Genomic DNA, 12,821 nt, shown 5'->3' on the forward strand with positions numbered 1-12,821 from the left:
ATGGCTTGGCGCGGCCAAGTTTTCTGAATCGGGGACGCAACCGCATGCGTTATGGAGCTGCCGATGTGGAAGACACGGAGCTGTTGAGAGTCGTCTCGCCAGCCGCAGAGCGCCGCCAGTCCGGATGCTGCTCGATGTTGCGGAAGGTGCGGAACAAGAGCAGGCTCAGCCCGGAGCAGGTGAAAATGATGCCGCCTGCGAGCAAGAGGACGCCGGATGTGGCCGCCTTCGTAGCCAAAAGAAACGAGCAAAGCGCGTAGCTGACAGGGCCAAAGCCGATCGACATCAGCGCGAGCAGCGACATGACCCGGCCGAGCATCGTCGAAGGAACGATGGTCTGGATGTACGTAATCAGCGGAATGTTCGTCATGCTGAGCATCATTCCGATGAGAAACATGCCGATCAGGCCAAACAGCAACTGCTGCATGAAAAAGAGCGAGCTCATCCCGATGCCCATGACGCCGAGAAACAGCGGGAGCAGCATGAATTTTCCCCGGAAACCTTTGCACAGCCCGGTCAAAATTCCCCCGGCAATCGTGCCGACTCCAAGCGCGGTGCTAAGGGAGCTGTAGGCGCTTCCGTCCCAGCCCAGGTCTTTGACGTGGAGCGGAATGGCCATGTTGATCGGCCCGGAAAACATCATGTTGATGACGAGCGAGGTCGTCAAAATCATCGTCAAGATCGGGATGCTGTACGTAAAGCGGATGCCGCTCCAAATGTCCTGGAAGTAAGAGCTTTTGCCGGAAGCCGGAGCGTCCTGCTGCGGGGCAGGCGATGCGGTTTGCGCTGGAGCCAGGCGCAAAGCGGACAAAAAGATCGCCCCAACGAAAAAGGCCACCGCCAAAATGAGAAACATGAGCGGGTAATCGCCCGTGCGAATCAGCACAGCGGAGACGACAGGCCCGCCGACCATGCTGATCTGCTGGGAAATTTCCATCAGGCTGTTGGCGAAAGCGAGCTGCTCACGCGACACCAGCGAGGGCAAAATCGAACTGCGCGCCGGCCAGAAAAAAGCGTCGACCGTCCCGAACAAGGCGGCGATCCCGTAGATGAACACGTACAGCCACGTACCGGGCTCGTTTTGCAAAGCAAGGCTGAAGCCGAGCAAAATGAGACTGCGCGCGAGAATAGAGCCGAGCATGATCCATTTCCGATTCCAGCGGTCGGCGGCGACACCTCCGGCGAGCATGAACAGCAGGCGGGGAATCGACATGCAGATGAGGGCGGTTCCGAGCATCGCTTCCGACCCGGTCCGGTCGACGATAAACCACGACAGCAGCAAAAAGAACGCGCCGTCGGCCACGGCGGACAGAATCGTGCCGCTCCAGAGCGATAGAAACGAGCGATTTTTCCACAAGGCGCTAGTTGTTGTCGAGGTCGCCATTGCCATCGCTGGTCGCCTCCTTTTTCTTTTTGACGACAATTTTGTTGGTCACATGTTTGTGATCGCTAGGCAGATGTTCGTAATTTTCCGGCAAAGATTCATCGTCGGCCACGTAATAGCGTTCGTTGGTCATGAAGCCGACGGATACGAGGTAGAAGTTTTCTTCGCTGTCTTCTACTTCTCCGGCAGCGATCCGCGCGAGATGGCGTTCTTCCATTTCCCCCAGCTCGTTGATGAGGGCGTGGTATTTTTTCAGCCAGGCGTGGAGTTCCTCCCGCGGAGCTTTTACCTCGGCATTGAAGGCAACCGCCGGGGCGCGCTTGCTTTCGTCCACGAATTGCATGAACGATTCGTCAGGGGCGTTGTACAGGCGGGTAATGCTCGTGCGCAGATGGTTGACCATCGCTTCCTGCAGCAGCATGCTGTTTTCGCGAAGCGACGGGAGCAGCTCCTCGCTCACTTTGAAGTCGTAGGCGACCGCGCGGAAAAATTTTTGCACAATCCCGTTTTTTTCTTCTGTGCGGACGACTTTGATAAAGCCGTGGTTCTCCAACTCCTTGAGATGGTAATGGACTTTGGAGGCAGAGAGGGAGAGCAGGGTAGCGAGCTGCTTTCCCGTGTACGCTTCCTTGACGAGCAACGTGATGATGGCCATTCGCAACGAGTCGCTAATCGCCTTCAGTTGATCCAATGTTTCGATGACCAGAAACCGTTTCATATCGTGTCAGCTCCATTTCGGGAAAAGTGAACGTGTTGTTATTTTGAAACGTTCGGTTTTATTTGAACGTATGATAGCTTACAACGGAGGGCGCTGACAAGAACAATTTGCCAATATTTTCAGGCAAGTGCTACAATGTGAGAAAGTTGACTGGGTAAGCTTTTGAAAGTCTCGACTTACCTTAACGGGGAAAGGATGCGCGATCATGACCTTGCTTCAACACCCGGTCTTTCGCCGTCTGTATGCGGCTCATATTGTTCATATCATCGGGAACGAGTTTACCTTTATTGCCGTCTTCGGCCTGCTTGACATTCCGCTCGGGCTTGGAGGCGTGCTGGCGGGTTTGGCAGCGGGCAGGCTGGCGGAGCGCCTGAGCGAACGGGGAATTGCACGGTTCCAGGGATGGGCGCTGATTGCCATGGGGCTGTCGATTGTAGCGGTATTTCATATCAAGCCGCTGCTCGGTCTTGCGGTAGCGATTCTGTTTTGTTCCTTCGCGTCGTTTGGTTCTTCGATTTTGTCCGTAACCAAGCTGCAAAAACTGGCGGCCCCGGCCTATTTGGCGCGAGTCTTTTCGATCCGGGAGATGGCGACGATGGGGAGCTTTTCCGCAAGCTGTCTCGTGCTCGGCTTTGCCGCAGAGCAAGCGGGCAGCGCGTCTGTCTCGGTCTGGCTCGGCATGTTCGGCGTAGCAGCAGGCGGTGTCTGGCTGTGGAGCCGCAGGCAGTTGCAGAAGCTGGGACAGGAAGAATAGTCGTCTCGTAAAATGCCCGTACCTTTGCTGCGATGGCAAAGGTCTTTTTGTGTTACTTCCGTTCACTTTTTTGTTTAATAAATATAATTGTTGAAAAAGTATAAAATTATCTATACAATGATGGAAAAAGACGAAAAAAGGAAGATGCAGGGATGAAAGAGCTATGGAGGCAGCATGCGTTTCGCTGGTATTGGCTCGGCATGTTCTTGTCGGGATTGGGCGATCAGTTTGGCTGGATGGGACTTACCTGGTTTGTCATGAAAAAAACGGGCTCGCCCGCCGCGATGGGGGGCGTCGTGCTCGCGTACATGTTGCCTGCTGTGTTTGCGGGACTGGTGGCGGGAGTGCTCTTGGACCGGTTCGATCGCCGAAAGCTGATTATGGTGGACAATGTAGCGCGCGGCCTGATTTATATCGCGCTGGTAGCTTTGCTTCTGGTCGACCATGTTCCGCTTTTTGTGATTTACGTGTTGATTGTCATTGCGGGTACGCTCTCTCCGCTCAGTACGGCAGGCGCCCAGACGCTTTTGCCGAGGCTTTTGGCCGACAAAAGACATCTGGTCAAGGCGAACGGCGTCATGGAAAGCCAGTGGCAGATCATTTACATGTTCGGTCCGGCGCTGGCCGGGGTATTGATCGGGCTGATTGGCGAAGCGTACGTGCTGTTGATTGATGCGGCCAGCTTCTTTGTCTGCGCACTCTGTTTTTCCCGCTTGCCAAAAGAAATGACGAAAAGCGCCAATCCGGAATCGGCGGCGCAACCCGCGCAGATCGGCTTGTTTTTGCGCTCGCTTTTCGCGGACATGAAGACGGGATACCGCTATTTGTTCGGGAAAAAGCAAATGGTGGCGCTCGTGCTGTTCACCTTTTTGTTCAATATGTCTTACGGGCCGATTGAGGTCGCGCTGCCGCTGTATGCCAACCAGAATTTGGCGGGCGGCTCGGTGGCGCTGGGGATGCTCTGGTCGTCGCTTGCGATCGGGGCGCTGCTCGGGTCTTTGTTTTTCTCGACGATTTCCTGGCGGATACCGTTGGGCGTGACGTTGGCGGGCATTATCGTTTTGTGGGGAATTACAACCATGCCGCTCGCGTTCTTTTCGCGGCTGGAGGTGGCGATGATCGCGATGGCTTTGGCGGGCTTCAGCTATTCGCCGTATAACATCATGTACCGAAGCTACCTGCAAAGACAAGTACCGGATGCTTTGCTGGGCAGGGTTATGACGAGCATCCGGACGATTACAGGCACAGGCATGCCGGCTGGCGCGGCAGTCTCGGGGGTGCTGATCCCTACACTTGGCGTGCAGGGACTGTTCGGAGCCGGGGCCGCTGTCTGTATCGCCTGCGGGCTTTTGGCCTTCGGAGTATTGAGGGACCTGGAGAGTCCGTCACTTGCGGTTGAGGAGCGGGGCGACTAGCTGTTTGATGCGCTGCGGCAAAAGCGCATAGAGCACCGACAGCATTTTCAGGCGATAGGGCATTGCCACTTCGGAGCGGTTGGCTTGTACGGCTTTGTAAATGTGGCGGGCCGTTTCGTCTGCGGAGAGCAAATAACGGGCGACCTTGCTGCGATACGCCCCGGTCCTGTCTGCCTTTTCCAAAAAAGGAGTGTCGATCGGCCCGGGCATGGCGCAGGTGACGCGAACGCCGCTTCCGGCAAGCTCGTGCTGCAAGCCTTCGCTGAAGCGGATCACCGCCGCTTTGCTCGCGGCGTAGACGGATGCCTTGGCGGTCGCGACTTGTCCGGCGAGCGAGGCGACGTTCACGATGTGTCCCGAGCCACAGTCGAGCATCAGCGGCAAAAAGGCGCGCGTGGTGTACATCACGCCGGCAATGTTTGTGCGCAACGTTTCCTCCAGCTCGTCAATGTCCATGCCGATGAGTGGCTCGAACACGGCAATGCCCGCATTGTTGTACAGGATGTCGCACCTGCCGAAGCGGACGTGCACCCAGGCGGCAAAGCGGCGGACGTCCTCGTTGTTTCCGACATTGACAGTATAGGAAAAAAAGCGGTTGGAATCAGGGACCGGAGTGGTCAGGGACTCGTGGTTGACGGGCTTGCGCGTTGCGGCGATGACGAGGTCGCCTTTTTCCAGATGCAGTCGCGTCAATGCCTGCCCGAGACCGCCGGAAGCCCCGGTAATGACGACCACACGGGGAGAGCTCATGGGACCATCCTCTTTTCTGTAGCTGTTATGTTTCACAAGTATAACCTCTAGACGAATGGTGAAGGATAGCGTCTAGGAGGTGAAAGCATATGCCAGAAGTAAGATGCAGCGTAGCAAACTGTGAGTACTGGGCGCAAGGCAATCTTTGCAGCGCCGACGAAATCATGGTGGAAATCGACGCACATGCCAACGCAAACACGAAGGAAGAGTTTGCTGGCGAGTACGGGCAAAACACAGGCCATAAGGATCATGCGACGAAGTCGTCCGAGACCTGTTGTCTGACGTTCAAGCCGAAAAAGTCTGAGAAGAAGTAAAGGAAAGCCTTCGAATGAGGCTAACCGACCCGAAGCGTGACTGCGCGCGGACATTTGCCGCAGACACTTGCAGAGCTTCTTCGTGCGTCTTGGCGCTCAAAAAGACGTATCCCGCCATGGAGATACGTCTTTTTGCGTGGGCGCAATCAGGGCAGAGGTTACACGCGGGCTTGTCCAAACGCAAGCTCTTTGACCTTCCTGTCGACTTCTTCCCAGGAGGTCACGCGGTGCACCAGCTCGGGGAGCCGGGCTTGATTGTACGGCGTATCGAATAAAAAGACGGGAATCTGCAAAGCTTCGGACAACTGCAAGGCATTTTCCAGCCGATCCTCCAAAAACAGGTCCACGCCCCATCTTTGTGCGGCCGCCAGCTTGTCGTGGGAGCCGACCAAATCGACTTCATGGTAAGGGATTTGGTAACGGGCAAACCAGTTCAGCGTCACGTCGTGATGACGCGCTTCCCTGGCGCTGATGTAGATCAGCTTGTGCGCAGGATACCACTTGCGCAACACCTGATCGGCAATCCCGTGCACAGGTGCCTCGTCGTACAGTCGCTCGCCGTTCTGGTCGAGCCACTCTTCAAATTCCGCGTCTGTAATCTGATATACGTTGGCCAAATTGTACTCGTAACAGTCTTCATATCGTAAATCTCTTCCAAAGCTCTCGTTCATCAATGGCACAATGCTGCTGGGTGACGTCACCGTACCGTCAATATCAATGCCAATGGTTAGGATTTTCTCTGGTTTCATCCTCTCGCCTCCAGTTTAAATTGTACACCGCGGGCAGACAATAAGGCTACTTCCTTCACTAACAAATCCTTTACCAAAAAAGGGGCTGAGCATGGTATGTTGGATCGACGTGAACGCATGAATGCGAAGCGGAAGGAAGATACCGGCTTTTCCGAGACAGTAGATCAGCACGACAGGGAGTTTGCGGTGGAGACCTGGACCCAGGCTGCCTTCGACGAACACGAAGGACGCTCCAGGCGAAGGATTCACTACGACCCACACTCTTTGACAGAGCGCTATTCAGGCGAGCTGGACGACCGAGTGGACAACGACAGGGTGGAAAACGATTTTTCGGAGCGCCTGGATGGAGTCGTTCTGACACGGGAGGACCGCGCGCCGGTCGCTTCTGTACGAGACGACGATATCGAGGCCGCAGCGGAAATCGCCGAACCGATCCCTGCGCGCCGTTCTGTGCGTGAGGTCAACGATGACGAGGACAGTCGGGAAAGCGGAGCCAGCGGGATCGGCATGACAGGACTGGGGCTATCGATCCTGTCCCTGTTCCTCATGCCGTACCTCGTGGCCCCAATCGGGATGGTGCTTGGCTATTTGGCGTATCGCCGGGACTCGCGAACGCTGGGAGCTTGGGCGATGATCGTGGGGGCGATCTCCATTTTGGGAGCGCTCGTCATTTACCCGTACTACACGGCCCGCTAAGCCGCATCAGACCGCAAAAAACCTCTCTGGGCACAAAACGGCCCGGGGAGGTTTTTGCATTTGCTCGCTCAGTTCGTGTACAGACGGGACAAAAACGGAGTTGTCGCCGCAATGACTGCCTCACAGAAAACGTCCGCCCGGTTGACGCGGCCGCCAGTCAAAAGGGCATACGCCCCGCCGCGGTGATTGCTCCCGGTAGTCTGGCCCCATTCGTCGATGATGACATTCAGTTCAATTCCTTCTGCCAAAATGCGTTCGGCTGCCTGCTTAGGGATCGGAAAAGCCAGTCCTTTTCCCAAATACAGCTCGCTTCCGTTCCAGGCCGCGCAGACAGAAATCAAATACCATTGCTGGGTAAATTCCTGATCGTACATCAGGCCGCCCTCCAGCCCAAGCCCGATGTGCGCCTCGCAAGCGGAGGCCAAGGCCGCTTTTGCCCGGTTGATGGCTCCGGCAATCGTCTCTTTCTCGCTCATCGGCTGGGCAGACACACCGGAAGGGACGGACAGGCAGATCGGGTCTGCTCCCGTCGCCTTTTGTACCGCCAGACGCTTTGCTTCGTTTTGAGTGCCCAGCGCATAGCGTAATGGTGCGTTCTTCATCTGGATCGTTGTCACCTCTTCTGTCGGGATTGCTCAATCGCTACTGGTAAGTATACCACTTCCCCAAATATGGAGGTGTTGTGTTAAGATAAGTCCATATAGAGAGCGAGTCAGAAATTACAGAGAAAACGGGGAGTGGCAGATGAAATTTACCAAATTGCATGGCTTGGGCAACGACTATGTGTACGTCAACTGTTTTGAAGAAACGTTGGCGGGGGTGGATCTTCCCGAACTGGCAAGACGGGTCAGCGACCGCAACTTCGGCATCGGCGGGGATGGGCTGATTCTGATTCTGCCGTCGGAGCGGGCTGATTTTCGCATGCGTGTCTTCAACAACGACGGAAGCGAGGCGAAAAACTGTGGTAACGGCTTGCGCTGCGTGAGCAAGTACGTCTACGACCACGGCTTGACGCAGCAGAAGACGTTTACCGTCGAGACGCTCGGCGGGATCATGAAGCCGGTTGTCTCGCTTGGTGAAGACGGAAAAGTCGAGCAGGTGACGATCGACATGGGCGAACCGCGCTTTGAGCGGGCGGCGATTCCGATGACAGGCATCCCGGAGGAGCAGGCGCGCGAGGAAGTGCTGGAAGTGGACGGCACCGTGTTTACGATGACTGCTGTTTCCATGGGCAACCCGCACGCGATCATTTTCGTCGACGAAGTCCGGGACGAGGACGTGCGCAAATACGGGCCGCAGATCGAGTTTCACGAATGGTTCCCGGAGCGCACTAACGTCGAATTTATCCAAATATTGAATCGGGAAGAAATTTTGTTCCGCGTCTGGGAGCGTGGATCGGGTGTGACGCTCGCATGCGGCACGGGCGCTTGTGCAGCGGCAGTCGCGGCAACGCTCGCGGGCAAAGTCGACAGAAAGGTCACGGTGCATCTGGCCGGAGGCGACCTTTTTATCGATTGGCGGGAAGAAGACAACCGCGTCTACATGACCGGGCCCGCTACCGAAGTGTTCGAAGGAAAGTATGTAGGGCCGATCCCGTATAAATAAACGTCTGTCCCCTTGGGCAAAAGTTTGCGATGAGACAAGTTTTATTGCTTTATCTGAAGCTGTACGATGCCAAACGCAGGGAAAGCAAGCGGGCGCGACTGCTGTTTCTAACCTTTTGACTTTGGCACGTAAAAAAGCCGTTCCGGTCGTTTCAACCGGAACGGCTTTTCTGATGGCAGTTGCTATTTTCCTGCCGCAATGCGGATGGCGGCCTGATGGTCTGGGTCGACCAGGTTGTCTTTGTGGCGCAAGCTGCCAGGGAAGTGAATATCGAAATGCCCGTCAAAATCGTTGTCGGCAATGTACTCGATGCTGTGCGGCATGGACGACATCGAAGCGGCGAGGCGTCTGCCATCTACTTCGACGATGACGGGACGGATGCTCCAGGAAAAGCTTCCTCCCCAAATGCTTTTGATCGCAGCGCTGTCAGCAGCGGTCAGCGGCTCCGTATCCGAGTGGGAAGCGCCGATTGTTCGTTTGACCATGAAGCTTTTTCCGGTGGCAAAATCGGTCACTTTTGCGGTCGCGTTGATCGGGAACAAGTACTGGGCTGCTTCGAACCAGTCGAGATACTCACCGTATTTGGCGCCAGCCGTCGCTGTTTTCGGGATGTGGTGCACCGGAATGGTGACGACCTGGCCGATTTGCAAATAGTCCGACTCAGACAGTTTGTTTACTTGCAAAAACTCGGTAAAAGGGATGCCGTGGGCAATGGAGATCGTCCAGGGCGTATCTCCCTTGACGACCTGATAGCGAGTATTCTCGACCCAAGGCTTGTCCTGCTCAGCCTTTGGCTTTGGCTGGGGCGTTTCCGCTGCCGGCTCCTGCGTCGGGATCAGCAGCTTTTGCCCGATGAGAATTTCGGTTGTTTGGAGGTTGTTTGTATTCACAATTGTTTGAATGCTTACGCCGTGATTGGCAGCGATCTTCCACAGGACGTCGCCGCGTTTCACCGTATAGACGGTAGAGCGGGGAGGTATGTACAACTTTTGTCCAACCAGAATCATGTCTGAAGTCAATTGATTCGCCAGCTTGAGCTGCTCGACGGTAATCTGGTTTTTGTAGGCAATATTGCCGAGCGTATCTCCGGGCGCAACCTGAATCGTTTGGGCAAAGGCCGATGTGACAGGGAGCAAGCCAGCAACCAGTGCAGTCTGCAGGGCGAGACGTTTCCAGCGTGTTGTTTTGAACATGAAAGCCTCCTCGATGCCGTAGCGTGATGTGTGAAGTGGTTCATCTTGATTGTACGCAGCCGGCAGGTCCGCTTTCATCCGGTAAATCTATCCTCCATTGGTCGGCACTTCCACCAGACGCGAAAATTGCATCCTTTTGCCTCGAACGCAAAGCCGCAACAGTGCTTATGGACATAAAAATAGCGCGGTTGCGGCAACAAAGTCGTGCCAGCACCCACGCTATTGAAAACAAATTAAGCGAAAAGTCACCCGTTGTACACCTCATTTAGGTATGCGACGTCATTGCGGTCGAATTGAGGAGTTGTCTTGTTGATTTTGGCCAGTTCCGCCTGCAATCTTTTCAATTCTGCTTCCATCTTACTGATTTTTTCCTGCATAGCCTGTGTTGTCATCGCTGCTCTCTCCTTGTTCCTTGTGGTTTTCTTTTTTTCTAAATTTATTGACAATTCTAACGAAAGCCTGTGGTATTGTAAATAGCTTAATTTTGGATGTAAGCGCTTTAGTTGTGAAAAGTGTGTGAACGCTCGCTCGGATTCGCGCGAGATGGCTGTTTGCAAGGCAAAATGGGGGAAAATAACAGGAGAAGTACACTCGACAGTATGTTCTTCGGGGACAGTCGTGTTATGATGAAGGGTAGACTTAGGGCAGCTCGCCCTCAGGGAAGGTGTGGACTGGTGATTTACTTAGACAACAGTGCGACAACCCGGCCTCATCCAGAGGTGATTGAGACCGTGAGACGGGCCATGGAGAGCTATTACGGAAATCCGTCCTCGTTGCATCAAAAAGGGGTAGAGGCGGAAAACGTGCTCAAGCAGGCACGAAAGGTTGCCGCGCAGTACCTCGGCTGCAAAGAGGGAGAGGTCTTTTTTACCTCCGGAGGCACGGAAAGCAACAATACGGCAATCAAAGGCATTGCCTTTCAATATCAGAACAGAGGGAAGCATATTATTACGACCCAGGTGGAGCATCCGGCTGTCTATGATGTATGCAAACAGCTCGAAAGCTTCGGGTTCACCGTGACCTACCTGCCTGTGGACCGGGAAGGGCGCGTGTCGCTGGAAGACGTGAAGCGTGCCCTCCGGCCTGATACGATTCTCGTTTCCGTCATGCACGTCAACAACGAGCTGGGGACGATTCAGCCTGTTGCGGAAATCGGACAGTGGCTGAAGCAGTTTCCGAAGGTGCTGTTTCACGTCGATGCGGTGCAAGGGATCGGCAAAGTGCCGCTGCGGCTGCAAGATTCCGGGATTGATCTGTTGAGCGTCTCGGCGCACAAGTTTTACGGTCCGCGGGGAGTAGGCATTTTGTACAAGCGCGAAGGACTGATTATACACCCGCTGATAATGGGCGGCGGTCAGGAGGGCGGGATTCGCTCGGGAACGGAAAATCTTCCGGCGATTGCTGGCCTGGCCAAAGCGATTCGGATATTGGAAGAGCTCGGCCATGGCGAGGTCAACAGGCTGCAAGGCTTGCACCAGCAGCTTCGTGAAGGCATCCAGCGAATCGAGGGCTGCATCGTCAATACGCCGGAAGCGGGCGCAGCGCCGCATATCATGAACCTGTCTGTGCCAGGCGTGAAGGCGGAAGTGCTGCTGCACGCGTTGGAAGAGCGAGGCTTCCTCGTCTCCACCAAGTCGGCTTGCTCCTCCAAGGCGAACGAGCCGAGCCGGGTACTTACGGCAGCAGGGATTGATCGCGATTGTGCGCTGTCCTCGCTGCGCATCAGCCTGGGCCGGGAAAATACGAGCGAGGAAATCGCCCAGTTTTTGACGGCGCTGCAAACGTGTGTAGGTAGCTTGCGCCCGCTGCTCAAGCCGCAAGCTGCGCCAGATCGCAGAAAATAGTGGAAAACGAAACGACCAAAGGAGATAACTATGAACTACGATGTCATTTTGATTCGATATGGCGAGCTTGCCCTCAAAGGCAAAAATCGCGATCAGTTTGAAGATGCGCTGGTCAGAAGCGTGAAAAGCGTGCTGCGCTCCTTTTTCAAGGTGAAAGTGAGACGCAACTACGGACGGATGTACGTCGAGCTGCACGGCGAAGATGCCTACGCCGTCATGGAGCGCCTGAAGCGCGTTTTCGGCATTTCCTCGTTCAGTCCGACCATTCAGGTGGACCCGGATATCGAGACGATCAAGGAAAAAGCGCTGGAGCTGATCCGTCAGTTGAAGCCTGAGCCACGCACGTTTCGCGTCGTTACGCGCCGCGCCGACAAACGCTATCCGATTCCTTCGATGGAAGTCAACCGCATCGTCGGCACGCACATTTTGCGCGCGCTTCCTGCGATCAAGGTCGACGTGCACGAGCCGGAGACGATCGTCAATCTGGAAATTCGCGCGGAAGGCACGTACATTAGCTGTGAAACGATTCCCGGCCCAGGCGGCTTGCCTGTAGGCGTGAGCGGAAAAGTGCTGTTGCTTTTGTCAGGCGGTATCGACAGCCCTGTCGCTGGCTGGATGATGCTCAAGCGCGGGGTTACGCTCGAAGCGATCCATTTCCATAGCTATCCGTTCACCAGTGAGCGCGCCTTGCAAAAAGTGCGGGACCTCGCGCAAAAGCTGACCAAATGGGGAGGAACGGTCCGTCTCCACGTCGTACCTTTTACAGAGATCCAGACGGCCATTCGCGAAAAGTGTCCGGAAGATTACTTGATTACGATCATGCGCCGCTTTATGATGCGCGTCTCTGAGCGTGTGGCGGAAAATACGAAGGCAAAAGCTCTGGCGACAGGCGAGAGTCTGGGCCAGGTCGCTTCGCAAACATTGGAGAGCATGGACACGATCAACAAGGTGATTTCGATTCCGATTTTGCGCCCGTTGATCGGGATGGACAAAGTCGACATTACCGATCTGTCGCGCAAAATTGATACGTATGAGCTGTCCATTTTGCCGTATGAAGATTGCTGCACCGTGTTTACGCCGAAAAATCCTGTGACGAGACCAAAGCCGTACCTCGCGGCCAAATTTGAAGAAGCGCTGGACGTGGAGGCGCTTGTCGAGGATGCGGTAGCACGCACCGTGATCGAAGAGATTACGACCAAACCAAAAGAAACGACAACCGATCTGTTTTAAAGCTTTTTTATAGAGAAAACGCGTGACAGGGGAGAAGAGGCATGATTATCCGCTATGAGCGTAACGGCAAGGTAAAGCATGGGTGGATGGTAGAAGAGGATCACAAAGTGCGCGTGATCGAAGGGGATATTTATAAAGTCCAAACGGCGAAGCCGATCATGACGGGACT

Annotated in this window: 15 protein-coding genes (1 of these 15 cut by a window edge); 8 read left to right on the forward strand and 7 right to left on the reverse strand. The window is 55.0% G+C overall.

Going from position 1 to position 12,821, the window contains the following annotated elements; genetic code table 11:
• Positions 1 to 49: 49 nt before the first annotated feature.
• Positions 50 to 1,390: an MFS transporter gene (locus BA6348_RS10300; RefSeq protein ID WP_122952669.1), complete on the reverse strand. Its 1,341-nt coding sequence runs from the start codon at positions 1,388 to 1,390 to the stop codon at positions 50 to 52.
• Entirely contained in the window at positions 1,362 to 2,102 is a 741-nt protein-coding gene (locus tag BA6348_RS10305) for a winged helix-turn-helix domain-containing protein (RefSeq protein ID WP_025843941.1), read from the reverse strand. Before BA6348_RS10305 ends, BA6348_RS10300 begins: the two co-directional genes overlap by 29 nt.
• Before the next feature lie 205 nt (positions 2,103 to 2,307).
• Here BA6348_RS10305 and BA6348_RS10310 point away from each other — a divergent pair, with 205 nt between their 5' ends.
• Positions 2,308 to 2,856, forward strand: coding sequence for an MFS transporter (locus tag BA6348_RS10310; protein WP_122952668.1), 549 nt, complete (start codon positions 2,308 to 2,310; stop codon positions 2,854 to 2,856).
• A gap of 152 nt (positions 2,857 to 3,008) precedes the next feature.
• The gene (locus BA6348_RS10315) at positions 3,009 to 4,271 is read left to right on the forward strand and encodes an MFS transporter (RefSeq protein ID WP_025843943.1); all 1,263 of its coding nucleotides are present in this window, start codon (positions 3,009 to 3,011) and stop codon (positions 4,269 to 4,271) included.
• On the opposite strand, the gene BA6348_RS10320 is transcribed toward BA6348_RS10315, so the two are convergent.
• Positions 4,242 to 5,021, reverse strand: a complete 780-nt coding sequence (locus tag BA6348_RS10320) for an SDR family NAD(P)-dependent oxidoreductase (RefSeq protein WP_007783267.1) — start codon at positions 5,019 to 5,021, stop codon at positions 4,242 to 4,244. The two genes, BA6348_RS10315 and BA6348_RS10320, sit on opposite strands and share 30 nt — an antisense overlap.
• Before the next feature lie 89 nt (positions 5,022 to 5,110).
• Here BA6348_RS10320 and BA6348_RS10325 point away from each other — a divergent pair, with 89 nt between their 5' ends.
• On the forward strand, positions 5,111 to 5,335 hold the full coding sequence (locus BA6348_RS10325) for a DUF1540 domain-containing protein (RefSeq protein WP_005833595.1): 225 nt from the start codon (positions 5,111 to 5,113) through the stop codon (positions 5,333 to 5,335).
• A gap of 158 nt (positions 5,336 to 5,493) precedes the next feature.
• Here BA6348_RS10325 and BA6348_RS10330 read toward each other — a convergent pair whose 3' ends face one another.
• The gene (locus BA6348_RS10330; RefSeq protein ID WP_007783273.1) at positions 5,494 to 6,084 is read right to left on the reverse strand and encodes a nucleotidase; all 591 of its coding nucleotides are present in this window, start codon (positions 6,082 to 6,084) and stop codon (positions 5,494 to 5,496) included.
• A 96-nt stretch (positions 6,085 to 6,180) separates the two neighbouring features.
• Between BA6348_RS10330 and BA6348_RS10335 the strand changes: the two genes are divergently transcribed.
• Positions 6,181 to 6,780, forward strand: coding sequence for a DUF1700 domain-containing protein (locus tag BA6348_RS10335; protein ID WP_005833592.1), 600 nt, complete (start codon positions 6,181 to 6,183; stop codon positions 6,778 to 6,780).
• Between the two features lie 68 nt (positions 6,781 to 6,848).
• Here BA6348_RS10335 and BA6348_RS10340 read toward each other — a convergent pair whose 3' ends face one another.
• Positions 6,849 to 7,382 carry a DUF84 family protein gene (locus BA6348_RS10340; protein ID WP_005833591.1) on the reverse strand — a complete coding sequence of 178 codons (534 nt, stop codon included), beginning with the start codon at positions 7,380 to 7,382 and terminating at the stop codon, positions 6,849 to 6,851.
• 142 nt (positions 7,383 to 7,524) lie between these two features.
• Here BA6348_RS10340 and dapF point away from each other — a divergent pair, with 142 nt between their 5' ends.
• Positions 7,525 to 8,385 carry a diaminopimelate epimerase gene (dapF, locus tag BA6348_RS10345; RefSeq protein ID WP_005833589.1) on the forward strand — a complete coding sequence of 287 codons (861 nt, stop codon included), beginning with the start codon at positions 7,525 to 7,527 and terminating at the stop codon, positions 8,383 to 8,385.
• A 182-nt stretch (positions 8,386 to 8,567) separates the two neighbouring features.
• Here the strand turns inward: dapF and BA6348_RS10350 are convergent, their stop codons facing one another.
• Both BA6348_RS10350 and BA6348_RS26630 read right to left on the reverse strand, forming a co-directional pair.
• Positions 8,568 to 9,578 (reverse strand): LysM peptidoglycan-binding domain-containing protein, encoded by a 1,011-nt coding sequence (locus BA6348_RS10350; protein WP_122952682.1) that lies wholly within the window; start codon positions 9,576 to 9,578, stop codon positions 8,568 to 8,570.
• Positions 9,579 to 9,823: 245 nt separating this feature from the next.
• On the reverse strand, positions 9,824 to 9,970 hold the full coding sequence (locus tag BA6348_RS26630) for a hypothetical protein (RefSeq protein ID WP_005833584.1): 147 nt from the start codon (positions 9,968 to 9,970) through the stop codon (positions 9,824 to 9,826).
• A gap of 282 nt (positions 9,971 to 10,252) precedes the next feature.
• Here BA6348_RS26630 and BA6348_RS10355 point away from each other — a divergent pair, with 282 nt between their 5' ends.
• The 3 genes in view from BA6348_RS10355 to BA6348_RS10365 are tightly spaced (at most 41 nt apart) and all read left to right on the forward strand, a layout consistent with a single transcriptional unit that may run on beyond the window.
• The gene (locus BA6348_RS10355) at positions 10,253 to 11,422 is read left to right on the forward strand and encodes a cysteine desulfurase family protein (protein ID WP_122952667.1); all 1,170 of its coding nucleotides are present in this window, start codon (positions 10,253 to 10,255) and stop codon (positions 11,420 to 11,422) included.
• A 30-nt stretch (positions 11,423 to 11,452) separates the two neighbouring features.
• Positions 11,453 to 12,652: a tRNA uracil 4-sulfurtransferase ThiI gene (gene thiI / locus BA6348_RS10360; RefSeq protein ID WP_005833580.1), complete on the forward strand. Its 1,200-nt coding sequence runs from the start codon at positions 11,453 to 11,455 to the stop codon at positions 12,650 to 12,652.
• A gap of 41 nt (positions 12,653 to 12,693) precedes the next feature.
• Positions 12,694 to 12,821, forward strand: the beginning of a protein-coding gene (locus BA6348_RS10365) for a fumarylacetoacetate hydrolase family protein (protein WP_005833579.1). 649 nt of this gene lie beyond the right edge of the window; the window shows 128 of its 777 coding nt (coding positions 1-128); it begins with the start codon at positions 12,694 to 12,696; its stop codon lies beyond the right edge, outside the window.

Origin of the sequence: Brevibacillus agri, from assembly GCF_004117055.1 — a bacterium.
In the GTDB taxonomy this organism is placed as follows: Bacteria; Bacillota; Bacilli; order Brevibacillales; family Brevibacillaceae; genus Brevibacillus; species Brevibacillus agri.